Genomic DNA, 23,021 nt, shown 5'->3' with positions numbered 1-23,021 from the left:
AAAAATTCTTAATATTAAATGGAGTGAATTCCATTTAATATAGAAGACTTTAACTTGTCATCAACCATCAAGTCCCGTCTTGACCAGTTCATTCATGCTCCCCAAACTGAATTCACCCTCATTCTGCTAATTCTACTTTCGGTAGTTCTAGTGGTTGTTGAAGCAAGTCTAGAGGGTGCAGGTTTCATATATGGACTGGTCTATGTAAGCGAAGAGCTACTGACGGGCATATTTATCGTAGAACTAACAATCCGCTACCTAGTGGCAAGAAACAAACGTCGGTTCTTGCGTCACTACTGGCTGGATATTGTTGCTGTGCTGCCTTTGTTCCGGGCATTCCGCTTATTGCGAGTTTTACGGATGTTAAGGCTGCTCAGAGTCGGAATTTTGGTAAACCGTAACCTCAACCGTATCTCTTCCTCACTCGCTGCCAGTATTAGTGCTCAGATTGGAGTTTTTCTGATTATCGGCTTAATTACATTAGTCGGTGCTTTAGGGATTTATCTGCTGGAGGGAGGACAGAATGAGTCATTTGCTTCCCTAAGAGACTCTTTATGGTGGAGTTTTTTTACCCTAATATCAGGAGAACCCATTGGTGGTGAACCCCAGACTGATGCTGGGCGTCTGATTACCCTCATGGTAGTCATTGGCGGGTTAACTATGTTTGCCGTCTTCACCGGTGTAGTTTCAGCAGTAATGGTGCAACGACTTAGAACAGTTATGGAGGTGAAATACTTGGAACTGGATGAACTGCGCAATCACATTGTTATCTGCGGCTGGAACCGAGGTGGTCACCTACTCATTGAGGAACTCCAGGCAGACTCTGAGCTCAAGCACTATCCAATGGTGGTTGTGGCAGAGTTTACCGACACACCAGAGTGGGAACTCAAAGGAGTTAACCGTTCCCAAATATATTTCTATATTGGTGATTACACTACTATTGATGTCCTCGAAAGTGTGGGGATCTATCATGCCTCACGGGCAATCCTCCTTGCTGATTCTACCCGTCCTCGAAGTGACCAAGACCGGGATGCACGGACAGTCCTAGCTGCCTTGACCATTGAAAAACTCCAACCCGGAATCTACACTTGTGCTCAACTCCTTGACCGGAAAAACAATGTCCAACTGCGAGTAGCGGGAGTTGAAGATGTTATTGTTGTTGATGAATTAGCCAGTCACTTAATTGCTACCTCAGCTCGGAACCTAGGGGCTGTAGATGTGCTGGCAGAGTTGCTAACTGTGCAAGTGGGAAACCAATTCTACAAAATTGTTTTACCACAGAGGTGGGTTGACATTTCCTTCTGGGAAGCTGCTCGGCGGTTGAAAGAGGAGTTTGATACAACGTTGATCGCAATAGAGCGCCATAGCAATGGAAATCGGGAAACCCTAATTAATCCCCCTAAAGATCAAACACTACTGTCTGGCGATCACTTAGTGATTATTGCTCGTAGTTTGCCGAAAATTGGGGTTCCAGTCCGGTGAAGTCTCAACTTGTCGGCAGGTTTTTATGGTGCGATCGCAAGTTCATATCCCCCTTCAGTTTACCATGATTCCGACGTTTTAAACCCACATTCCGCTTGTCTTTATCTAGATACCCTATCTGGGCAGTTACAATTTTTTAAAACTTACTTCCCTGGCACTTCAAAATTAAACCTCCTCTCCGTAATTGGTACAGGGCTATTTCATTCTAGATGGTAAGATAAGATGCTTTGGCACAACAGGGAGCATGTCACAAATGCCGAACATTTGTACTAAATCTTATGCCCCCTCATGGGTTTAAGCTTGCTGTGATGGTACATAGTTCATTTGTTCTGCAACGCAAGACCTGCTCCCGGCACAAGGGCACAAGAGAATCAACATCAATGGGTCAAATTGCTATTTTAGAAGCCTTTTCTGATTTACCAGATGCTCGATTAGGGCAGCGGATGTTGACACGAGCGTGGCTATATGTCTGGCTATCTTTACCCTAGCAGTAGCTGCAGGGAATAAAAGATTTTTAGCGTACGCTGATTGGATTGAAACAATCGTGAGGAGTTGAGCCAATTGTTTCAAGTCAACCGACTGCCATCATACAGCACAATCCGCCGAGTGTTACTGAACATGGTAACTAATGATTATTCAGCTTCGCTCGCTTGCTTTTTCGAGTACACTCCGGAAGCGGGAGAGTCAAGCTAGAAAAGAAGCTGACCTCAAGCAGCAAGAACAAGAAAATCCAACAGCATCAGCAGTCGGCTCAAAAGCTACTGTTGCAGTTAGGGCAACAGGACTTCGCCTGTGCTGCTGATGCCTTCAGGGCAGGGGAAAAGTTGAATCAACAGTTGCGTATTCATGCGCTTGTCTCAGCTCGAAGTCGTGCCACATCCTTACTACCACAAACCGGGACGACCGCGAATAGGACAACCTCCAGACGGCTATCACTATCGTCTCCAAGGGACTTTGAAAGTTAAACAAGAGGTGGTTGCCCTGGCTCGAAGAAGGGCGGGACGGTTCGTTCAAGCCACCAATGTCTTGGAGTCGAAACAACTTAGCCCAGAGGAGATCCTCTGTGAGTACAAAGGGCAACAATGCACTGAGAGGGGTTTCCGTTTTCTCAAAGACCCGATGTGAGTATGCCTACAGTGTCTTTCTCAAAACTCCTAAACGGGTAGCCGCCAACGCACATGGTGATGGGTCTGTGTTTGTTGGTTTATACTCTGGCTCACAGAGCCTTACGCCAAGCTCTCAGCAGAACCAAACAAACCATTGACAATCAATTAGGTAAGCCGACGGCTACCCCAACAATGCGTTGGGTGTTTCAGTGTTTTCAGTCGATTCACATAGGTCTTGTTGATGGAGTTCAACAGATTATCAACTTAACCCAAGAGCATCAAGGGATTCTACAGTTTCTCGGTGCTCCCTGCCAAAAATATTATTTGTTGATCTGACCCACCTGCGGAATGTGGGGTACATTAGTCCTATTGATTGCGATATTTTAGCTTTGAGCAAAAGAAACAGAAGTCGTTGCGTTCCCGTAGCGTCGGCAAAGCCGCATCGCAATTAACAGCTGATTCGTAACGTAAATCTCAAAAAGTCTGAAAGCCTTGGTATGATTGTCTTTTGGTTATTAAATAGTTCAGTTTTGCTATTGTAGCGCAAGCCTTATCCTACAAGGTTTAGTGCGAATTTACGAATCAGCTAGTCTTTATCGGTTATCATTATAGATACCGATAAACTTCGCCAAAAGTTAAATAACTGCTTGGCTACTTCTGTTACTGTTTAATTTCATCTAATTCAAATTCATGACCTTAGGTAAGTCCGAACCGAACCAGATTGATAAAATTAATCGCAAATTACCAAAACTAAATACCACCCACCAACCTCTCGTTTCTGAAGAAGAGATGCGCCAAGCGGTACGGACTTTACTGTTAGGATTGGGAGAAGACCCAGACCGCGAAGGCTTGAAAGATACTCCTAAAAGAGTGGTCAAAGCCTTAAAATTTCTGACTTCTGGCTATCATCAATCTTTAGACGAACTCCTCAACGGGGCAGTATTTCACGAAAATACCAATGAAATGGTCTTAGTTCGGGACATTGACCTATTTAGCTCCTGCGAACACCATATCTTACCTATTCTCGGTCACGCTCACGTCGCTTATATTCCCGACGGTAAGGTAATCGGACTGTCAAAAATTGCTCGTATTTGTGAAATGTACGGACGACGTTTGCAGGTACAGGAAAGATTAACTGCCCAAATTGCCGATGCCCTTCAAGGATTATTAAAACCAAAAGGGGTGGCGGTAGTAGTGGAAGCAAGCCATATGTGTATGGTAATGCGAGGAGTCCAAAAACCTGGTTCTTGGACTGCCACTAGTGCGGTTAGAGGCGTATTTGCAGATGATCCAAAAACCCGTCAGGAGTTTATGAGTTTAATTCACTACAACCGTTCAATGCATTAATTAATTCGCGTGACAGCATGAGAGATGGGTATAAAGCTCATCTCTTTTTTTGATACAATAATTATCGTTATCAACAAAACTGCTTATGATTATTGCTGTCGCCAGTCCGACCGGTGGCGGTAAAACCCACTGGATTGGTCAACAAATAGCCCAAACCAATAAACCTGTAGGTTATTTCAGTCCTCAAACTGATTCCGTACCCATTGATGCAATATATCTCCAAAGTGAATACCCTCAACTAAAACTTTATCAGACAGGGGAAGAAGCGGAATTAGACAAAACCATAACTTATCTAGAGATTCCCTGGTATTTGGATTTAGCCGGAATTGAACCTTTACTGCAAACTTTGAACCCCCATCGAGTAGCCATAATCCCCGGCGATACAGATAGTACAGAGTTAAATACTTGGGCGGATGAAGTTATTCCAGGAAATAACATCAGTAAGCCAACCACAGCTTTGCAGATTCATCGGGGGGTTTTGACGGGGGAAATTGTAGATTTTGATAGTTTAGCTACTTTTTGGCTGGAACTTACTCAAGGTGCTTACGGTGAGGTAGCTCGGGTAAAAGGAATTTTCGACCTAGTGGATGGACAAATTTATTATGGTGACTTCATACTAGGGGAATCGGAATTAGCATTTAAACCTTTAAAATTACCCCGTTGGTTAAATGGTAAACCAGATCGTTTTAGTGGTTTTGAAATAGTAGGTAGTAATTTAGATAAAGCTGAAATTGTTCAAACTGTCCGAGATTGCTGTCTTCCCGAATCGGCAATTAATTATTACCAACAACAAGTAAAAGAGTCTTTAGAAAGTGAACCAGAGGTAGAAGTGGTATGAAAATAGCAGTGATATCTTGTATCCATGGTAATTATGCAGCTTTAGATGCAGTTTTACTGGATATTGACGAACAAAAAGCAGAAAAGATTTATTGTCTGGGGGATTTAGTGGGTTATGGTCCCTATCCTAATGCAGTGGTGGAACAAATTCGTTCTTTAGATATTCCCACTGTACAGGGTTGTTGGGATGAAGATATTGTAGAAGGACTAAATGCTTGTGAATGTAGTTATCCTTCCCTGTTGGCGGAAAAAAGAGGTAAAATTGCCCACGAATGGACAAATAAGCACGTCAATGCCGAAGTTAGGGAATATTTAGCCCAACTACCCCATACCTACAAAGAAGATAATCTCTGTTTCGTACATGGTAGTCCTAATAGCAACCACGAATATTTGTTACCCGAAATGGATGCTTTCACTGCTTTAGAAAGAGTTCTCTCCAGCGATGCAGATATATTATTTTGCGGACATACCCACTTTCCCTATGTCCGCACCCTAGATTCTGGACAATTACAGGTTAAAGTTCGTCAACCCAGTGGAAACGAACAACCAACCATAAGTTTTAATACTCCCCTGAAGCGAATTATCAATGTCGGTTCGGTAGGCGAACCCCGTCATGGTCGTCCCAATGCTACCTATGTTATCTATGACACGGAAACACAAGCAGTAAACTTGCGGGAAGTGGAGTATGACTATCAAACAACCTGCGCTGCCATCTTAGATGCTGGTTTACCACCGATTTTCGCTTGGCGTTTGGCTAGAGGTTTGGAATTTGCCGAAAAAGCCGACGATCCTACTCATGTGTGTGAGAGGTAAATTAAATTACTTAAATATTTAAATTGAAAATCAATGTGGGCAATTTTAAGCGGAATTGAAGGAAATATCGCAGCTTACGAAGCAGTGTTGGCAGATATCAAACGCCAGCGCGTTAAGGTGGAAGCATTGTATATTCTGGGCGATATCGTAGCAGCTAACCAAGATAGCGAACAAGTAATTAAACGAATTCAGAATCCTTTACCTGGAGAATTAGAACCCCAAGTATGCTTCGGCTGGTGGGAAGAACAATGCTTTGCTTTACACGGTTTGGGTTCGACAGCAGAACCGACAGAATTAATCGAGCGCTTTGGTAAAGAAACCGCTAAACTTCTTTGGGATTCGGTATCTCGCGAAACCGTACAGTGGTTACGCAACTGTCATTTTGGCTTCTTTGAATTAGATTGTTTGTTAATTCACGGTAGCACTGTTAGCGTCAGCGATGAGTTAACCCCCGAAACCTTACCCTGGCAAATGCTAGACCGCTTGCAAAGAGTCCAGGCAAATCATCTCTTTTGTGGTCGTTCGGGTCAAGTATTTGAATATCAACTACAAGGAGGTTCGGTAAATAGTTCGGTGATGACTTTAGATCGCCAGCAACCCGTGCAAACTATTACTGCACCCAAAAGAAGAGTTGTTGGTGTAGGAAATGTAGGCAAAGAACCAGGAAAGGCTACTTATACGCTTTATAGTCCAAAGAGCGATTTTCTGGAGTTTAAAACAGTTTTTTATGGCAATAAAAAGGGATCTGGTAATTAGTTTCAGGTTACTAAAGGTATGGCTAAGTGCAAAAACAGGTAGTCGGAGACAACTTTCTGGAAAATGAGATGATAATTGCTATAGTAAAAAATATCATTGCTTAATTGGTGACGGCTTAGAAGCTACCTTGATTTTAAGTGTTGAAATCAGCAATGAGAGCAACCAAGGCATGTGACGTTTGATCAGGACAATCAGCTTGCCGTAGTTTGTTATTACCTGTTCCCGTTGTCGTCGGTAAATAGCTTGAACAATTTGTTTGGCAGTTTGATCAGCAGAAATCAGAAGCCTGGGGGAAATAGGATCCTCCCAGTCTGAATGCCAAATTCCCTGATTGTCTAGCTGACGAATTTCAGTAGCAACGTACCCTGGACAAATGTGTGTGACCGACACCCCATCGGGAGCCAACTCTTGAGACAACGACTCACACAAAGCCCGCATCGCAAATTTGCTCATACTATAGGGAGAATCGCCACTCAAGGCAACGTAACTTTTTACGCTACTAATGATGACCAGTCTTCCTTTAGTTTTCTTGAGGTCATCTAAGGTGGCGTAGATGGTACTCAGTACCCCAAAAACATTGGTTTCCCAAAGACGTCGATAGTCATTCACCCTGAGGTTTTCGACATTACCCTTCAAAGAGGTGCAACTATTAGCCAGATATCTTACTAAGCCTTAGCAAACTTTACTAAAGTTAAGTATACTAGATTTAGTAAGGTTCACGGTCAATGAAAAAATATGTCACTCCAAAAGAGGCAGCCGAGCACCTCGGAGTCTCGATCTCAACCTTTCTCGTGGGTGCAGCAATTTGAGGCAGACGTGTCATTGAGAGAAATTCATTCAACCTCAGCTAGTTTAGCATCTATGTAATCTTAACTTTTTCTCTCTTTAGATTTTCTTTACGAATCAGCTCTAACTAGCACAGCATCAGAGTTTCAGCCACTGAGGTCACCAATCTGATCATGCTAATCCATCGGTCTGACAATTGGTAATCGAGACTCCTTAACATTTTCTTTACAAAAAGTTTTTAAATCCCTGTTTCCCAATTCCTGATAACACTTCACAATTAACAAACAGTTCCGGTTGTTATCGGTACGGGTATAGCTGAGATGATCAGCGATTTTTTGTAGTATAGCGATGCCACGTCCACCACCAGATTGAGGGTTCATTTGCTGCTTGAGGTCTCTCAGCTGCTGTTCTAAATCAAAGGGAGGGCCTTTATCCCAGATGCGTAACTCTAAACACTCAGGTAATAAAGTAACTTCGACATCAATCGAAACTTCTTCTGGCAAATCTTTGTGAGCATGACGAACGGCATTGGTAAATCCTTCAGCGAGAGCTAATTGGCACTGCAACCAGACTTTTTGGCGAACAGACGATGGTTTGAACTGGTCAAACCATCCCAAAGCGTTTTCTAACGCCTTAAGGTCGCTAGGAAATTGTTGGATAGATGTTTTCAATTTTTTCAATTCCTCAAAATCTTTTACATCAACCACATACATCAACCACATACATCAACCACATTGAAGCCTGATTCTCTTCCATTGGGTACTCTAAGATCAAGGAATCCAGTTTAACCTAGATTTATATCTCCCTGTACCATGGACTAATACTCAATTGCCTTTAAAGAATTGCCTTCAAAGAAAATTTTTTCTAGAAGCTTTGCCAGAAGCACTGGGAAAACCATTGGCGCAAATGGGGTTTCTTTTCCCCTTTTCTATCAAGCCAGGGGGTCTTGCCCTCTAGGGGGTCTTGCCCTCTATAAGCTGTTGCCCAAAATGGCAAAAATTGATGGAGATTTAGAAAAGGGGGAAGAAACCGGAAGCGGTGCAAGACAGAGAAGTTAGAACAAATAAATCCGATACGCCAATAGGGAATGCCATCAATAAAAGTAACTCAGTCTAACTTGTCTTGGGGTCTGATCTAGGTTTCGTGAAATTCAGCCCACAGAATATACTGGCTATCCTAATTGTAAGTCAGTGTATTGATAAATCCTAAAGTAATTTGTAGAACCTCAGTGCCATGAACCAAATTCTGATTATTGATGATGATCCAGCCATGCAAATGTTACTGAAACGGGCCCTTTGCCACCAGGGTTATGAGGTAGCTGTAGCTAGCAACGGTGAAGAAGGTTTGGTGCAGGTAGAAAAGTTACGTCCAGCGCTAGTCATTTGCGATTGGATTATGCCCGGTATGAATGGATTGGACGTCTGTCGTCAACTCAAGGTAACGCCGGGACTCTCAACCACCATATTTATTCTGGTGACATCTCGAAATTCCATTGAAGACCGGGTAGAGGGGTTAGATGCTGGAGCAGATGACTTTCTGTGTAAGCCGATCGAAATAGCAGAGTTGAACGCACGAGTCAGGGCTGGCTTGAGGTTACACCAACTAAGTCATGATTTGCAGCACCAAAAGCAGTTGTTGGAGGGAGAATTAGCAGAGGCAGCAGAGTATGTTAGTTCAATTCTTCCAGACCGGATGATCAAACCATCGGTGACCATTGACACCCGATTTATTCCCTCCCGGAAACTGGGGGGTGATGGCTTTGACTATTATTGGCTAGACTCAGAGCATTTAGCAATTTATCTGCTGGATGCTGCTGGACATGGCTTACGAGCTGCCTTGCCCACACTTTCAGTGCTAAATTTACTCAGGTCGCGGGCTCTAAAGTCGATTAACTACTATGAACCGAGTGATGTTCTACGAGGGTTGAACCAAACCTTCCAGATCACTGAGCGAAATGATAAGTACTTCACGGTCTGGTATGGGGTATATAACCAGGTCAAGCGTCAACTGGTCTATGCTAGTGCAGGACATCCACCCGCAATATTAATTGCTCAGACCCATGGTTCCTTGATGGAAGTACAACGTCTAAAAACCCCTGGCTTACCCGTTGGTATGTTCCCAGATGCCGATTACATTGATCAGTGCTGTGAAATTACTGAATCGAGCACCCTATATATATTCAGCGATGGGATTTACGAGATTAACCAATCCAATGGGAACGTTTGGGGACTTGAGCCCTTCATCAGGTTACTGGCAGAGTGTAAGCAAAATCACAATGGTGCTTGTCACCTAGATTTGATTTTGAAATCTCTGGAAGCCGTGAACCCTAAACACTATTTTGATGATGATTTATCGTTACTGGAAATCAATTTTGTATGAACACCTTTCCCTGGAGTAATCAACCTCAGTTTCCGTAGCGTCGGCCGTTCCCGTAGCGTGCGCCCATGGGCAATGGGCAATGTCAAAAATTGGCAGCTTTTGAAGATAATACAGGAGACTGAAAGGCAGTAAATCATCAGAAGCATTCAGCCAGCTTAGTAGGAGTATAAACAAGGATTGGTGGATTCTTTCGCCAATTTTTTCGAAAAATTCCTGAAAAATCAATTATCATGAATCGAAGCTCCTGAATCGAAGCTCCTGACTCCTGAATCGGAGGATAGTTGGTTATGTCGAATTAATCAAGCTTTAGGGAATTCTCATAAAACATCTTCCTAGCTTCATTAAGCTGGTCTTCATTTAAATTTCATGGTTATGACAGCAGGGAACCAGCGAACCAGGGGAGCAGGGGAGAGGGTTTGAGTTTTTTTTTCCTAACTGAATAATATCCAATTTAAATGCCCAACAGCTGAAAACAAAATCTAGGATTGGAAAAGGGCTACGCCCAACAGCGTTCGCCCTATAGACTTCCCGAGAATTATCTTCTAGAAAGCACCTCGCTTTCAAAATCTTCTCGTGTAGAAAATATTTCAAAAACTCTGTCCATGCTGGTCAGTTCAAATAACATTTTGATTTGCTCATTAACTGAGCAGATAGACATGGTGCTCCCAGCAGCACGAACAGTTTTAAGAGCAAGTACCAACGCTCCCAAACCAGAACTATCCATAAAAGTAACATCTTGAAAATCAATCAAAATAATATCTCCTCCAGCTTGCACCAGCTGATTAACCTCTTCACGAAAACTGGCAGCTTTTGTACCATCTAGAATGCCGGAGGGTTGAACTACTTTAAGAGTACTACTCATATACCAAGTTAAGCTAGTTACAAACATATACTGACTTTGCTAGTATAGCCGTGACAATTCATTTCAGCCAGACTTTGTTTGCAGAATAGGTATTGAGCTGACCCACGCCCTACCCTACTACTACAGCACTAATCGCTTCTTTCAGGATTAGCCTCACCGATAAAGAGCATAGTAAACTTGAATTTGGGATGAATTTGGGGGCTAATAACGGGGGCTAATAACGGGGGCTAATAACGAAAAGCAAGATTTGAACCCATCTACCCTTAGTGCTATCCGTGGTGTCCGCTCGGGTCTTCACGGTTCCATCCCCTAAGCCCACTCCCCCAAGAACTCCCAATATACACTAGAATTCCCTTGACAGAGCCCCAAACTATCCTGAAACCATGTCCAATTCAAATCCCATTCCAGTAGTTGTAAACGGTGCCGCCGGAAAAATGGGTCGAGAGGTGATTAAGGCTGTATCTGTTGCCCAAGACATAACCCTAATCGGTGCCATTGATACCAATCCTAAGTATCTAGGTCAAGACGCCGGAGAAGTTGCCGGGTGCGAACCAGTTGAAATTCCCATTCTCAATGACCTGCAAGCCAATCTAGTTCTGGCTACCCAAGAAAAAACCCAAGGGGTGATGGTAGACTTTACCCACCCTGACAGCATATACGACAACATCCGAACTGCGATCGCATACGGTGTCCGGCCTGTAGTTGGCACCACTGGTCTGAGTCCCGACCAAATCAAAGACCTCTCGGAATTTGCTGAAAAAGCCAGCACTGGCTGCCTAATTATCCCCAACTTCTCCATTGGTATGGCATTACTGCAACAAGCAGCTGTGCAAGCCTCCCAATACTTTGACCACGTAGAAATCATCGAACTCCATCACAACCAAAAAGCCGACGCTCCCAGCGGTACTGCCATTCAAACCGCCCAACGCATGGCTGGAGCAGGTAAAACCTATAATCCGGCAATGGTAGAAGAAACCGAAAAACTAAAAGGTGCGAGGGGAAGCATTGCAGAAGACAACATTCGGATTCATAGCGTGCGTTTACCTGGCTTAATTGCTCACCAAGAAGTCATCTTCGGTGCCCCTGGTCAAATCTACACCCTACGTCACGACACCAGCGACCGTTCCTGCTATATGCCAGGAGTACTGCTCGCGATTCGCAAAGTTACCCAGCTCAAGGGTCTACTATATGGGTTAGAGAAAATTTTGTGACCAGTTATTGGTTATTGGTTATTGGTCATTAGTCATTAGTCATTAGTCATTCGTGATTTGTCAAAATTGAGATCAATCACAACAAATCTAAAAACTAAATACTAAATACTAAGTAACTAAAGACTAAGGACTAAGAACTAAGTACAAAACCCATGCTAATTCCCATCACTCGCGAGAAGTTTGAACAAATCGTTCCCGTCCTAGCTACAGGACTCCAGTATCGCTACTACTGGGGTAAGTTTCGAGATTTTTTAAGGCGACTGTTAATTTCTCTAATCGCAGTCGTTGTGATTTTAATTTTAGCTTTGATTCTTGGTTCAGGTTTTGCTCCCTTCCGCGTGTTATTCGAGATCACTGCAGGGCTTTACTGGTTGTGGGGTCCTGTATATTGGGCAAGTATGCGGAACCTGAAGCTGCGCCGATATGCCTATAGCGGATTCTGGCAGGGTCGAATCGAGGATGTATTTGTGACGGAGGAGTTGATTGGTACAGAAGAACAAGTCAATCAGCAGGGTGAGTTGGTAATTGTGGAACACCGGGAGAGACGGTTAAATCTAGAAGTGGAAGATGAAACTGGATTTATGAGTCAGCTGCAAGTTCCCCTACAACGCCTCCACAAAAATATTTCACCTGGACAAATTGCTCAGATGTTGGTCATGTCCAATCAGCCTGACTTAGGCAAGATTGCCCAGACCAGTGATATTTATATTCCTAGCTTAGACATTTGGGTAAATGACTATCCTTACCTGCAACGAGATGTCTTTGTCCAAGTTAGTCGTAAATTGAGGGATGAAGAGCGCTCTTATTCGAGACAACGTCCCCGTAGTTCTAGGCGTCGAAGGTCTTATTAAGGATTAACGGTGTGCGGCTCGTTCGTGCCTAGGATCCTCTAGTTTCTAGAGGGGTAGTGGGATTCGTTGGCTAGAAACCATACCCTACACCCCACACCTAGTAAGGCTAACAAGGCTGCTTATCACCCCGTCAGATAAATGCTATTTGACATCTCCCCCGGTTAAAATACGGGGGATTCTACAGCGATGCAGCGCGGTCTTGGGGGTTTCCCCCATGAGCGACTGCATCAAGAAAGGTTGTTACGAGGCGGGTTAAAACCGCGCCTCTTCACTTCTTGTTCGGTCTAAACCGATATGAGAGTGTCAAACTCCCCTACCCACCTTGGTCAGAATTTAATCTAACTGTGTGGTTACTTTTCGCCATCAATTGCCTAGCCATTTTAAGTTATACCTCTTTTTTTGACGGTTTCCATCTTTTGGGTTTTTCACCATTTTTTTTGAGAGGTTAGTGGACAGTAGGCAAAAGTATCACAAAGCTTGGCCATTGCCTCAAGTAATTTGCGCTTACTTTAACTATGTTCTTAGTGCCACGATCTTGTGTCAATTAAATAAATTTCCCGAAAACCAAGGGTTTTGTAGTGACATTGGATCTGGTTTACGCACTTTCATGGCGCACGAGGAATATTTCTTCGTGAAGCGCGGAGATACCCCCTGGCGCTCGTAATCAGCTGGCATTGGCGGGCTAAGGTCTACCTTGGTAGATTTTGGTAGCTAAAAAGTATCGGCTATCGTCGTCAAGGTAAAACGCTTTACTGGTATACGACTTATTATAACTTATTCGCGCGCAGACACTGCGGGGTTTACCCCGTCGTGTCTGTTTAATCCTCCCTTTAGAAAAGGGAGGCTCTCACATTCCCGGATGTTTTGGTAGACTTGGGTTCAGAACCAGACACCACAGGAGCGCTAGAATTCAAATCCAACTCTGGATGGTCTTCTGCGACTTGCTGCAAATTCCACTGATTCTTAAACAATAGCACTGGACGTCCCCAATTATCTTTGACTGTCACGGTATTAAACAAACGCCCAGCCTTTTCCAAGGCTTCCCAGCCACCGGCTACCCAACGAGCCACACTATAGGGCAACATATCCAACCTGGTCTCTACGCCATACTCATTTCTGAGGCGAAACTGCACTACTTCAAATTGCAACTGTCCCACTGCTGCCAGAATTGGGTCCCGCTTCGACTCATCAACGGAATACATAATTTGCACAGCCCCTTCTTCCCGCAACTCCTTCACCCCTTTCTGGAACTGCTTAAACTTAGAGGGATTAGGATTCTTCAAATAAGCAAACAACTCTGGGGAAAAGCAAGGAATCCCTTCATACTCCAACTTCTTACCGTTGTAAATCGTATCCCCAATAGCAAACACCCCTGGATTATTCAAACCAATCACATCCCCGGCATAGGCAACATCAATGGATTCTCGGTCTTGAGCAAACAGCTTTTGGGGTCTTGACAAACGGACGGTTTTACCAGTGCGAGCATGGCTGACAGTCATATCCTTTTCAAACTTACCCGTACACACCCGCACAAAGGCCACCCTATCCCGGTGCTTGGGGTCCATATTCGCTTGCAGCTTGAACACAAACCCACTAAAGTCTGGATAAGTGGGAGGAATCTCGCCCACTGTGGATTTCCGACTTTCTGGTTTCATGGCATAGTCTAAAAAAGCATCCAGAAACAGCTGCACCCCAAAATTAGTCATGGCACTGCCAAAGAACACAGGGGTCATTTGACCAGAATGAATCAGCTCTAAATCCAGCTCTGGACCAACACCATCGATAATTTCCAACTCTTCCTTTAGTTGATAATATAAGTCTTGTTCTAGCAGCTGTTCAATCTGGGGGTCTCCCAAATTAACTACCGTATTCTTCGCCTCCCGGGAGCCGTGAGCGGTGCGTTCAAACAAGTGGATTTGTTGTTCTCGACGGTCAAAAACTCCTTTAAAACGATCGCCCATGCCAATCGGCCAGTTGACCCCATAGGTTTGTAACCCTAGTTCCTGCTCAATCTCATCGAGGAGTTCTAGGGGTTCTCGTGCGGGACGGTCAAGCTTATTGACAAAGGTAAATATAGGAAGCGATCGCATTTTGCACACTTCAAACAATTTGCGGGTTTGGGGCTCTAGACCCTTTGCCGCATCAATCAGCATCACCGCATTATCAGCTGCTGCCAGAGTGCGATAGGTATCCTCACTGAAATCTTGGTGTCCGGGTGTGTCGAGTAAATTAATCTGACAGTCCTCATAGGCAAACTGCAACACCGTCGAGGTAATCGAAATTCCCCGTTGTTGCTCCATTTCCATCCAGTCCGAGGTGGCCTTGCGCTGAGCTCGCCGTGCCTTCACTGCTCCGGCTTCATGAATTGCTCCACCATAGAGTAACAATTTTTCTGTCAATGTGGTTTTACCCGCGTCCGGGTGGGAAATAATCGCAAAGTTACGGCGGTGTTCAACAGCGTTGAGCAATTCTGCTTCAAGTTCAGTGGACATCCAAAAAGACTAGATAGGGGACTTTCGTTTAATTCTGACATAATTCTCTATATATTATAGCGTTTCTGATAGTAATGACCTACACAGGTTTATTTCTCTATTCCCTACTTCCTACCTGACAGGGGTATATTTTTTACATCCGGGTCAAACCTGGTACTTCACCTCAGGATATAAACCGGAAAACAACGAATCAATGATAATTTTTAACGACCAATAGGTATATTTATCTATGCCCCACACGACCCACCCGGTCACCCCACACTCACGTCTTTCTTAAAGACCTACCCAGCCAGCCAATTTTCCTATTCCTGTTTTTCCATTTATTGTTACCATAATTCTGCTATAACTCTAATAACTACTAACGAATCAATGGCGTGTTTTCATCACTAATTTTGGACGGAATTCACGACCTATAGTATACGAATATAAACGCTAAAATACTGGTAATTTAAAATCAAATATATTATCGAAATCAAGGAGCTAAGCTATGGTGTATGACCAGAGAAATAACATCGACTATGAACCAGACAAGCGCAAGCTGTTATCAGCATTATGTCACGGAGCAATTTTCATTAGTGCTTCATTTATCTCCGTGTTAATTCCCCTGGCTATCTTGTTAATATCCGATGATCAAGTAGTCCAAGAGAATGCTAAAGAGTCCCTTAATTTTCACTTTAATGTATGGTTATACGGGATAATTTTTGGGGCTTTGACTTTTATCCTAATTGGTTGGCTTTTCCTGCCTCTGTTATTTCTGTTCAGTTGGGTACTACCGATTATGGCAATTCTCAAGATTCTTGGGGATCCCAATGTATCCTACCGCTACCCATTTATTTTCCGTGTGATTTAAACTAGCGCTATGGTTTGTGGTAATCCTGTTGGGGTGACTGGCTATGGGGTGAGCGGGTGTGGGGTGTGGGAAAACTGAAGAAAATCCTGGGATCGAGGGGTGAAATGTAACGAAATGCAAAGTATAATTAAAACAACACCCCTAAGCGAAAAATTTACAGTATTACCATCACATGCGAGTTGCGATCGCTGGAGCCGGACTAGCAGGGCTTTCCTGTGCTAAATATCTAATAGACGCTGGTCACACCCCGATTGTCCTAGAACGTCGAAATGTTTTAGGCGGTAAAGTGGCAGCCTGGAAAGATCAAGATGGAGACTGGTATGAAACTGGTCTCCATATATTTTTTGGTGCCTATCCCAATATGCTGCAGCTAATTAAAGAACTGGGTATTGAAGACCGGTTGCAGTGGAAAGAGCACACCATGATCTTTAATCAGCCAAATCAACCTGGAACTTACTCCCGGTTTGACTTCCCAGATATACCAGCTCCGGTCAATGGGATTGTGGCAATTCTGCGCAATAACGACATGCTTACCTGGCCCGAGAAGATTCGCTTTGGGATAGGGTTGATTCCGGCAATGCTTCAAGGGCAAAAGTATGTGGAAGCAATGGACAAATACTCCTTCTCCGAATGGCTGAAAAAACAGAACGTACCACCGCGAGTAGAGAAGGAAGTCTTCATCGCCATGTCTAAGGCACTAAACTTTATTGGGCCTGATGAAATTTCGTCTACTATAATTTTGACTGCTCTTAACCGCTTCCTACAGGAAAAGAACGGTTCCAAGATGGCATTCTTGGATGGTTCTCCCACCGAGCGACTATGTCAACCAATAGTTGATTATATCACACAGCGGGATGGAGAAGTACGTTTGAATGCCCCAGTTAAAGAATTTTTACTCAATTCAGACAACACTGTCAGTGGGTTCTTGATCCGGGGATTGAATGGAGCGCCCGATCAAGTTCTCACAGCGGATGCTTATGTATCAGCTATGCCGGTAGACCCTTTAAAGCTGATGATCCCCAAACCTTGGGGTGAAATGGAATTTTTCAAACAGCTGGATGGGCTAGAGGGGGTACCGGTAATTAACCTGCAGATGTGGTTTGACCGCAAGCTGACGGATATTGACCATCTGTTATTTTCCCGATCACCCCTGCTTAGTGTCTATGCTGACATGAGCAATACCTGCAAAGAGTACGCCAATCCCGACCGCTCAATGTTGGAATTGGTCTTAGCGCCTGCTAAAGATTGGATTGGCAAATCCGATCTCGAAATTGTTAATGCCACCCTAGCAGAACTGGAGAAACTGTTTCCCAAGCATTTTGGTACTGATAACTCAGCTCAACTGGTAAAATACCACGTGGTTAAGACTCCCCGTTCGGTATATAAGGCAACTCCAGGACGGCAGAATCACCGTCCGTCCCAAGAAACACCCATTGCCAATTTCTTCCTAAGCGGGGATTACACTATGCAACGTTACCTAGCAAGTATGGAAGGAGCCGTACTTTCTGGTAAGCTGACATCGCAGGCAATAAATAACAACAGCACTAGGCTTTCACAAACCAGCGCTCAACCACTAGCCGGCAATCAGAAACCAGAGATTGACACCCCGTTAGTCTCTTCACCCATGCCAAGGGCGAGTACTGAGGGCTGAAGGATGAAAGTTGAAAGCTTCCAATCTCCAACGTTGCTAAGAATGCTCCAACTGCCCAAATCTCAGCCCATGAGAAACCTGGCCTCCCGGTCAAAATCCTACGAATTATGCCGCCAGATTACGGCGAAGTACTCTAAGACGTTTTATCTTGGCACCTTACTAATGCCAGAAGCCAAACGTCGAGCCATCTGGGCACTATACGTCTGGTGCAGACGAACTGATGAACTTGTTGATGGTCCCCAGGCGGCTTTAACCACCCCTGAAACCTTAGATCACTGGGAAGAACATCTGCAATCTATTTTTGCGGGACATCCCATCGATGACTATGATGTGGCTTTGGTCGATACCCTAGAACGCTTCCCGATGGATATTCAACCCTTTCGGGATATGATTGCCGGTCAGCAGATGGATCTCTACCGTAGTCGCTATGAAACCTTTGATGAACTGAATCTTTACTGTTATCGGGTGGCGGGTACGGTGGGGTTAATGTCTAGTGCTGTACTGGGGGTTGACAACTCCACTAGTAAAGCACCCTGGGATCAGCAAACAAACTCCTATAATCCGGTGGGAGAAGCGATCGCATTAGGAATTGCCAATCAGCTAACTAACATCCTCCGAGATATTGGAGAGGATGCTAGACGAGGTCGTATTTACATACCCTTAGAAGATATGGAACGGTTTAATTACACTGAGGATGATTTGTTCAAAGGTGTGGTTGATGACCGTTGGCAGGAACTGATGCGTTTCCAAATTCAACGGGCAAGGGATTACTATACCAAAGCAGAAAGAGGTATTAGAGCCCTAAGCCGTGACGCCCGTTGGCCGGTTTGGTCTGCATTGATGCTCTATCAGAAAATTCTCAATGTGATTGAACACAACCATTACGATGTATTTAGCCAAAGAGCCTATGTCCCCAAACTCCGTAAGATGTTATCCTTGCCGATAGCCTGGCTGAGGGCACAAGTTCTATAGCATGCGTCATGGCAAATCCTTCATGGCCAATCTGTCAAGAAATCCCCATCTTACATATCGATGGGTTTTTTTTACCCTTGACCAAGGGCAGCACAAGGCTGGGATACAAAAGTAAGCATTCAGCTATCAGTGGTCAGCTGTCAGCTAATCAACGGCAGCTAGTAAACAAGGTTATGGGCTGGTACCGCTGGTTTAAAATTCCTGCTCGTTTTGCTAATCTGACCCCGTGCAGTGAAAGGGCCTGCTAGTTGATAGTTTATAGCACCGATTGCGCTACGCGCATTAGCTGATAGCTGACGGCTGAATGCTTACATACAAAAGGAAAATACCTATCAATTATATTTAATTGTGGTACAAATGGTTGGGATTGGAAAAGCAGAAGGGGAAAGAAACAACCTCAAAGGGAAAGGGGGAAAGGAATATATGTATTACCCTTTAACCTTTCCCCACACTCTTTCTATTTACAGCAGACATTTATCGCGATTTATAATTAGCGCGGGTGGCAAAGCGCTATAAGTCTCTTTACAACGGATCTCCTTCAGTCATGGAAGCGCTACATATAGGCTATATATAATTTCTGAATGAACTATCGTGGAACTTCCCTTGGGTTGGATGACATAAGCTCAAAGCTGAAGGCTGACGATGGATAACGGTATCGATACGTCGTATAATCAGCAAGTCCAACCACTTTTGTCATATAGTAAGGAGATGTTAATGTTTGAACTGGATGTTGTTTATTTGGAATCCGAATACGCCCACAAGAGTCCTCAGGAAATCCTGAAACTGGCTCTTGACAAATTTGACAACATCGCTATCTCTTTCAGTGGTGCCGAGGATGTGGTTCTTGTGGATATGGCATCCAAGATTAAGCCAGATGTGAAAGTGTTCTCCCTCGACACGGGTCGCTTGCACTGCGAGACTTACCAACTACTTGAGAAAGTCAGACAGCACTATGGAATTCCACTGGAGGTGATTTTACCGGAAGCGGATGCAGTGGAAGCACTGGTTAAACAAAAGGGGTTGTTCAGTTTCTACCAGGATGGTCACAAAGAGTGCTGTGGTATTCGCAAAGTGGCTCCCTTGCGTCGCCAACTGGCTAAGCTGGATGCTTGGATTACCGGTCAGCGCAAGGATCAGAGTCCTAGTACTCGTGCTAATATCCCTGTTGTCCAGGTAGACCAGGCGTTCTCGACCCAAGAACGAACCCTGATTAAATTTAACCCCCTAGCTAACTGGAGTTCTGAACAGGTGTGGAAATATATCCGCACTAATGATGTGCCTTACAATCAATTGCACGCTAAAGGTTTCGTTAGCATTGGCTGCGAACCCTGTACCCGCCCAACTCTCCCCAATCAGCATGAACGGGAAGGTCGCTGGTGGTGGGAAGGGCAGAAAGAAAAAGAGTGTGGCTTACACAACACTACAGAGCAGGTAATGAACAACAAGGAACACCAAACAGTAAGGGTTTGAGCAACCCTCACGGAAATTAACAGACTAGGTAAAGAATTTCTGTCTAGGTACTTAATCGTTGCGGCACAATCAATAAGTTGCGTTTGAAATCCTAATTTTTAGGTAGGAGTGGGGAGTGGGTTGTGATAATTTCTTAATTACGCTTTTGAAAAACAATTCAGTATTGAATACTACAGAATGAAAATCACGTTAGTAAAAAAAATCAACAAGGACGGTAATTTCTGTCGCAAGTGCGTCAATGTGGTAGAAAAACTTGAAAAAAAAGGACTGATGGATCGAATAGACCAAATTGTGGTTGCTGATGAGCGTAAGCAATCTAGCGAGGGACTAGATCTAGCTGTAAAGCACGGGGTAGAAGCAGCCCCTTTCTTCATTGTTGATCATGATGACGGTTCCACCCAAGTCTATAGCACTTATGTTCGTTTCTTCAAAGAAATCTTGAATCAGAAGACTTCTGAAAGGGAGGAGGTATCGGAGATCATGGATCGATACCCTGAACTAGATTTCATCTAAAAAACTGATTGCTGTAATCGTAACACTGGGGTGATCAGGTGATGTTAGCGTAGCTCGACGAAGTCCGGTGATGGAAATATATCGGTTCTCGATTGGTTCTCGGTTAATTCCCAAAGCGCGATGCTATAGTCGCAGCTCGCTGACCATTGCAAAAAAGACCATGTAAGCAAACAACCAGGAGATGATGATGAAAAAAGTTGTAGTTTTAGGCGGTGACGGATTTTGTGGTTGGCCCACAGCTCTTCATCTATCTGATAGTGGTCATGACATTGTAATTGTTGATAACTTGTCACGACGCAACATTGATAATGAGTTGGAAGTGACTTCTTTAACTCCTTACCAGCCGATGTCCACTCGTCTGAAGACATGGCTTGAGGTTTCTGGCAAACAAATCCAGTTCTATAACTTCAATGTAGCGAAAGACTATGATCGCTTACTGAATCTATTCCTAACCTATCAACCGGATGTGGTGATTCATTTTGCCGAACAGCGGGCTGCACCTTATTCGATGAAGTCATCTAGCCATAAGCGTTACACGGTAGATAATAACTTGAATGCGACCAATAATCTGCTAGCTGCGATTGTGGAGTCGGGTTTGGATATACATGTGGTTCATTTAGGAACCATGGGAGTCTATGGTTATGGTACTGCTGGGATGAAGATTCCGGAAGGGTATTTAGATATCCAGGTGACTACGGATGAGGGGAAAATGGTACAGCAGCAAATCTTGTACCCAGCCAATCCGGGCAGTATCTATCACATGACCAAAACTCAGGACCAGCTGTTTTTCTATTACTACAACAAGAATGATGGGGTCCGCATCACTGACCTGCATCAGGGGATTGTTTGGGGAACTCAGACCAAGCAGACAAAGCTGGATGAACGGCTAATTAATCGCTTTGATTACGATGGAGACTATGGCACAGTCCTAAATCGGTTCCTGATGCAGTCAGCGATTGGTCATCCGTTGACGGTACATGGAACAGGGGGTCAAACCAGGGCATTTATCCATATTCAAGATACGGTGCGGTGTATAGAGTTAGCGATCGCAAATCCTCCGGCTTCTGGGGACAGGGTGAAAATCTTGAATCAGATGACCGAAACCCATCGGGTCCGGGATTTGGCACAGATTGTGTCTGATATCACTGGGGCGGAAATTGCCTATCTAGAGAACCCGAGAAACGAATCAGCGGAAAATGAACTGGCTGTGGAGAATAAATGCTTCTTGGAAATGGGTCTGAAACCAACCACCTTGGTTAAGGGTCTGATGCAAGAGGTTATCGAGATTGCCTCTAAATATGTCGATCGTTGCGATCGCTCGAAGATTATCTGTACATCACTGTGGCGGCAGAAGGGCAATGGGGTGAGTATGGCTGACGAAACTCCTGCTCAAACCACATCCGACAAAACGGCGGTGGGTGTAGGTGCCAGTTAAGAATTAGGTAGCGCGTAAGTGGGAGCACATCTTACCTTGAGCGGTCAGCTTTTTATGGTCAGTCTGGTTCTGTTGGCCTTGTAACTAATAGCTGATGACAAGGACAGCATGGGCGTAGCACCATTACTGACTGCTCAACGTATCTGAAACTCTGGCAATTTTAATAAGTTCATCAGTAGTCAAAGGTGTTGCTACCCTAAAACTAGTTGATCCCATTCTCTGTTATGTATCAAACTGACCCCCCTCGTCCGGCCAAGGAAACCCTACCGACGATGTATGATCTCCCTAGTGAAGATCCAGAGGAACCAGGTTTGCCAGACGAGTTTCACGATTTTCAACCTCAGCTATTACGGGAGACTTTCTGCCCACCGAGTTACCCAAGGGATCAGATCTTTGTGGGGACTGACTTGAATCTGTACTATGATGTTCGTCATCCTCAATGGTACAAGCGACCGGATTGGTTTGGAGTAGTTGGGGTGTCTCGGTTTTATGAACAGCGAGACTTACGGTTGAGTTATGTGATGTGGCAGGAAGGGGTCAGTCCATTTATCGTAGTGGAGTTGCTCTCTCCAACGACGGAATCAGAAGATTTAGGGCAAACCCTACGGGATATCGATCAACCTCCAAGTAAGTGGGAGGTTTATGAACGTATACTTCGTATTCCTTATTATGTGGTGTTTAGCCGATATACCAATGAGTTAAGAATTTTTGAGTTGAAAGGCTTAAACTATGAACAGGTAAGATTGGAAAACGAAAGATTTTGGCTGCCAGAATTAGGACTTGGCCTAGGAGTATGGTCTGGGTCATACCAAGAGGTTAATGGTCGATGGTTACGCTGGTATGATGAATTAGGGAACTGGATTCCCACAGGCTCTGAACAGGCTCAACAGGCTCAGGATCAGTTGCAGCAGACTCAGCAACAGTTGCAGCAAGCTCAGCAACAAAAGGAGTTGGTTCAGCAGCAGTTGCAGGAGGCTGAACAAGAAGCTCAACTCGAACGCCAGGAAAAGGAATTGGCTCAACAGCAGGCAGCGAGATTAGCAGAACGTCTGCGACAGCTGGGGATTGACCCAGGAGAGGTGTAAAAGGTGCCGTTGGCAGCAGAATAGAAAAGCCGATGCTCGGTACGATCCGCTACTTGAGGTGCATATAGCAATAGCCGTCTCATACCAAATCCTGTTCCCAAACCCCCCTTATCTGCATAGCCA

20 protein-coding genes and 1 pseudogene are annotated in these 23,021 nt (G+C 44.4%); 17 read left to right on the top strand and 4 right to left on the bottom strand.

Annotation, left to right across the window (positions count from 1 at the left end):
* Window positions 1-54: 54 nt before the first annotated feature.
* The 6 genes and pseudogenes from F6K63_RS09135 to F6K63_RS09100 all read left to right on the top strand — a co-directional run bounded on the left by F6K63_RS09135 (window position 55) and on the right by F6K63_RS09100 (window position 6,341).
* Window positions 55-1,482 carry an ion transporter gene (locus tag F6K63_RS09135; RefSeq protein ID WP_008177483.1) on the top strand — a complete coding sequence of 476 codons (1,428 nt, stop codon included), beginning with the start codon at window positions 55-57 and terminating at the stop codon, window positions 1,480-1,482.
* A gap of 679 nt (window positions 1,483-2,161) precedes the next feature.
* Window positions 2,162-2,924 (top strand): annotated as a pseudogene (locus F6K63_RS37720) (IS1634 family transposase); the annotation flags it as partial.
* A gap of 354 nt (window positions 2,925-3,278) precedes the next feature.
* The gene (gene folE, locus F6K63_RS09115) at window positions 3,279-3,935 is read left to right on the top strand and encodes a GTP cyclohydrolase I FolE (protein WP_071104566.1); all 657 of its coding nucleotides are present in this window, start codon (window positions 3,279-3,281) and stop codon (window positions 3,933-3,935) included.
* Window positions 3,936-4,020: 85 nt separating this feature from the next.
* The gene (locus tag F6K63_RS09110) at window positions 4,021-4,773 is read left to right on the top strand and encodes a CobW family GTP-binding protein (protein ID WP_008177495.1); all 753 of its coding nucleotides are present in this window, start codon (window positions 4,021-4,023) and stop codon (window positions 4,771-4,773) included.
* The gene (locus tag F6K63_RS09105; RefSeq protein WP_071104567.1) at window positions 4,770-5,585 is read left to right on the top strand and encodes a metallophosphoesterase family protein; all 816 of its coding nucleotides are present in this window, start codon (window positions 4,770-4,772) and stop codon (window positions 5,583-5,585) included. The genes F6K63_RS09110 and F6K63_RS09105 overlap by 4 nt, the downstream gene beginning before the upstream one ends.
* Before the next feature lie 33 nt (window positions 5,586-5,618).
* The gene (locus tag F6K63_RS09100; RefSeq protein WP_071104568.1) at window positions 5,619-6,341 is read left to right on the top strand and encodes a metallophosphoesterase family protein; all 723 of its coding nucleotides are present in this window, start codon (window positions 5,619-5,621) and stop codon (window positions 6,339-6,341) included.
* A gap of 93 nt (window positions 6,342-6,434) precedes the next feature.
* On the opposite strand, the gene F6K63_RS09095 is transcribed toward F6K63_RS09100, so the two are convergent.
* Window positions 6,435-6,998, bottom strand: a complete 564-nt coding sequence (locus F6K63_RS09095) for an SDR family NAD(P)-dependent oxidoreductase (RefSeq protein WP_353736715.1) — start codon at window positions 6,996-6,998, stop codon at window positions 6,435-6,437.
* 305 nt (window positions 6,999-7,303) lie between these two features.
* Window positions 7,304-7,798, bottom strand: coding sequence for an ATP-binding protein (locus F6K63_RS09090; protein ID WP_229414557.1), 495 nt, complete (start codon window positions 7,796-7,798; stop codon window positions 7,304-7,306).
* A gap of 171 nt (window positions 7,799-7,969) precedes the next feature.
* Here F6K63_RS09090 and F6K63_RS09085 point away from each other — a divergent pair, with 171 nt between their 5' ends.
* Window positions 7,970-8,185 carry a hypothetical protein gene (locus F6K63_RS09085; RefSeq protein WP_008185876.1) on the top strand — a complete coding sequence of 72 codons (216 nt, stop codon included), beginning with the start codon at window positions 7,970-7,972 and terminating at the stop codon, window positions 8,183-8,185.
* 175 nt (window positions 8,186-8,360) lie between these two features.
* A complete protein-coding gene (locus F6K63_RS09080) occupies window positions 8,361-9,506 on the top strand; it encodes a PP2C family protein-serine/threonine phosphatase (RefSeq protein ID WP_008185878.1) in 1,146 nt (381 codons plus the stop codon).
* Window positions 9,507-10,041: 535 nt separating this feature from the next.
* On the opposite strand, the gene F6K63_RS09075 is transcribed toward F6K63_RS09080, so the two are convergent.
* Complete coding sequence (locus tag F6K63_RS09075) at window positions 10,042-10,368, bottom strand: STAS domain-containing protein (RefSeq protein ID WP_044493677.1); 327 nt, start codon at window positions 10,366-10,368, stop codon at window positions 10,042-10,044.
* Between the two features lie 383 nt (window positions 10,369-10,751).
* On the opposite strand from F6K63_RS09075, the gene dapB reads away from it, so the two are divergent.
* Both dapB and F6K63_RS09065 read left to right on the top strand, forming a co-directional pair.
* Window positions 10,752-11,579 carry a 4-hydroxy-tetrahydrodipicolinate reductase gene (gene dapB / locus F6K63_RS09070; RefSeq protein WP_008185885.1) on the top strand — a complete coding sequence of 276 codons (828 nt, stop codon included), beginning with the start codon at window positions 10,752-10,754 and terminating at the stop codon, window positions 11,577-11,579.
* 152 nt (window positions 11,580-11,731) lie between these two features.
* Window positions 11,732-12,430, top strand: coding sequence for a DUF8619 family protein (locus F6K63_RS09065; RefSeq protein ID WP_008185887.1), 699 nt, complete (start codon window positions 11,732-11,734; stop codon window positions 12,428-12,430).
* Window positions 12,431-13,260: 830 nt separating this feature from the next.
* Here the strand turns inward: F6K63_RS09065 and prfC are convergent.
* Window positions 13,261-14,922 carry a peptide chain release factor 3 gene (gene prfC, locus F6K63_RS09060; RefSeq protein WP_008185889.1) on the bottom strand — a complete coding sequence of 554 codons (1,662 nt, stop codon included), beginning with the start codon at window positions 14,920-14,922 and terminating at the stop codon, window positions 13,261-13,263.
* A gap of 487 nt (window positions 14,923-15,409) precedes the next feature.
* Between prfC and F6K63_RS09055 the strand changes: the two genes are divergently transcribed.
* The 7 genes from F6K63_RS09055 (at window position 15,410) to F6K63_RS09025 (ending at window position 22,898) form a co-directional block, all read left to right on the top strand.
* Window positions 15,410-15,772: a DUF4870 domain-containing protein gene (locus F6K63_RS09055; protein ID WP_287311774.1), complete on the top strand. Its 363-nt coding sequence runs from the start codon at window positions 15,410-15,412 to the stop codon at window positions 15,770-15,772.
* A gap of 172 nt (window positions 15,773-15,944) precedes the next feature.
* Complete coding sequence (gene pds / locus F6K63_RS09050) at window positions 15,945-17,423, top strand: 15-cis-phytoene desaturase (RefSeq protein ID WP_287311772.1); 1,479 nt, start codon at window positions 15,945-15,947, stop codon at window positions 17,421-17,423.
* Between the two features lie 42 nt (window positions 17,424-17,465).
* Window positions 17,466-18,395, top strand: a complete 930-nt coding sequence (gene crtB, locus F6K63_RS09045; protein ID WP_287311823.1) for a 15-cis-phytoene synthase CrtB — start codon at window positions 17,466-17,468, stop codon at window positions 18,393-18,395.
* Between the two features lie 714 nt (window positions 18,396-19,109).
* The gene (locus F6K63_RS09040; protein WP_008185900.1) at window positions 19,110-19,865 is read left to right on the top strand and encodes a phosphoadenylyl-sulfate reductase; all 756 of its coding nucleotides are present in this window, start codon (window positions 19,110-19,112) and stop codon (window positions 19,863-19,865) included.
* A gap of 177 nt (window positions 19,866-20,042) precedes the next feature.
* Complete coding sequence (locus tag F6K63_RS09035) at window positions 20,043-20,378, top strand: hypothetical protein (protein ID WP_008185901.1); 336 nt, start codon at window positions 20,043-20,045, stop codon at window positions 20,376-20,378.
* Window positions 20,379-20,565: 187 nt separating this feature from the next.
* Entirely contained in the window at window positions 20,566-21,813 is a 1,248-nt protein-coding gene (locus tag F6K63_RS09030; protein WP_008185904.1) for an NAD-dependent epimerase/dehydratase family protein, read from the top strand.
* A 224-nt stretch (window positions 21,814-22,037) separates the two neighbouring features.
* Window positions 22,038-22,898, top strand: a complete 861-nt coding sequence (locus tag F6K63_RS09025) for a Uma2 family endonuclease (protein WP_008185905.1) — start codon at window positions 22,038-22,040, stop codon at window positions 22,896-22,898.
* The last annotated feature ends 123 nt before the right edge of the window (window positions 22,899-23,021 follow it).

Source organism: Moorena sp. SIO1G6 (assembly GCF_010672795.1).
GTDB lineage: Bacteria > Cyanobacteriota > Cyanobacteriia > Cyanobacteriales > Coleofasciculaceae > Moorena > Moorena producens.
Note: the sequence above shows the minus strand (reverse complement) of the source record. Positions and strands in the feature narration are given on the sequence as shown.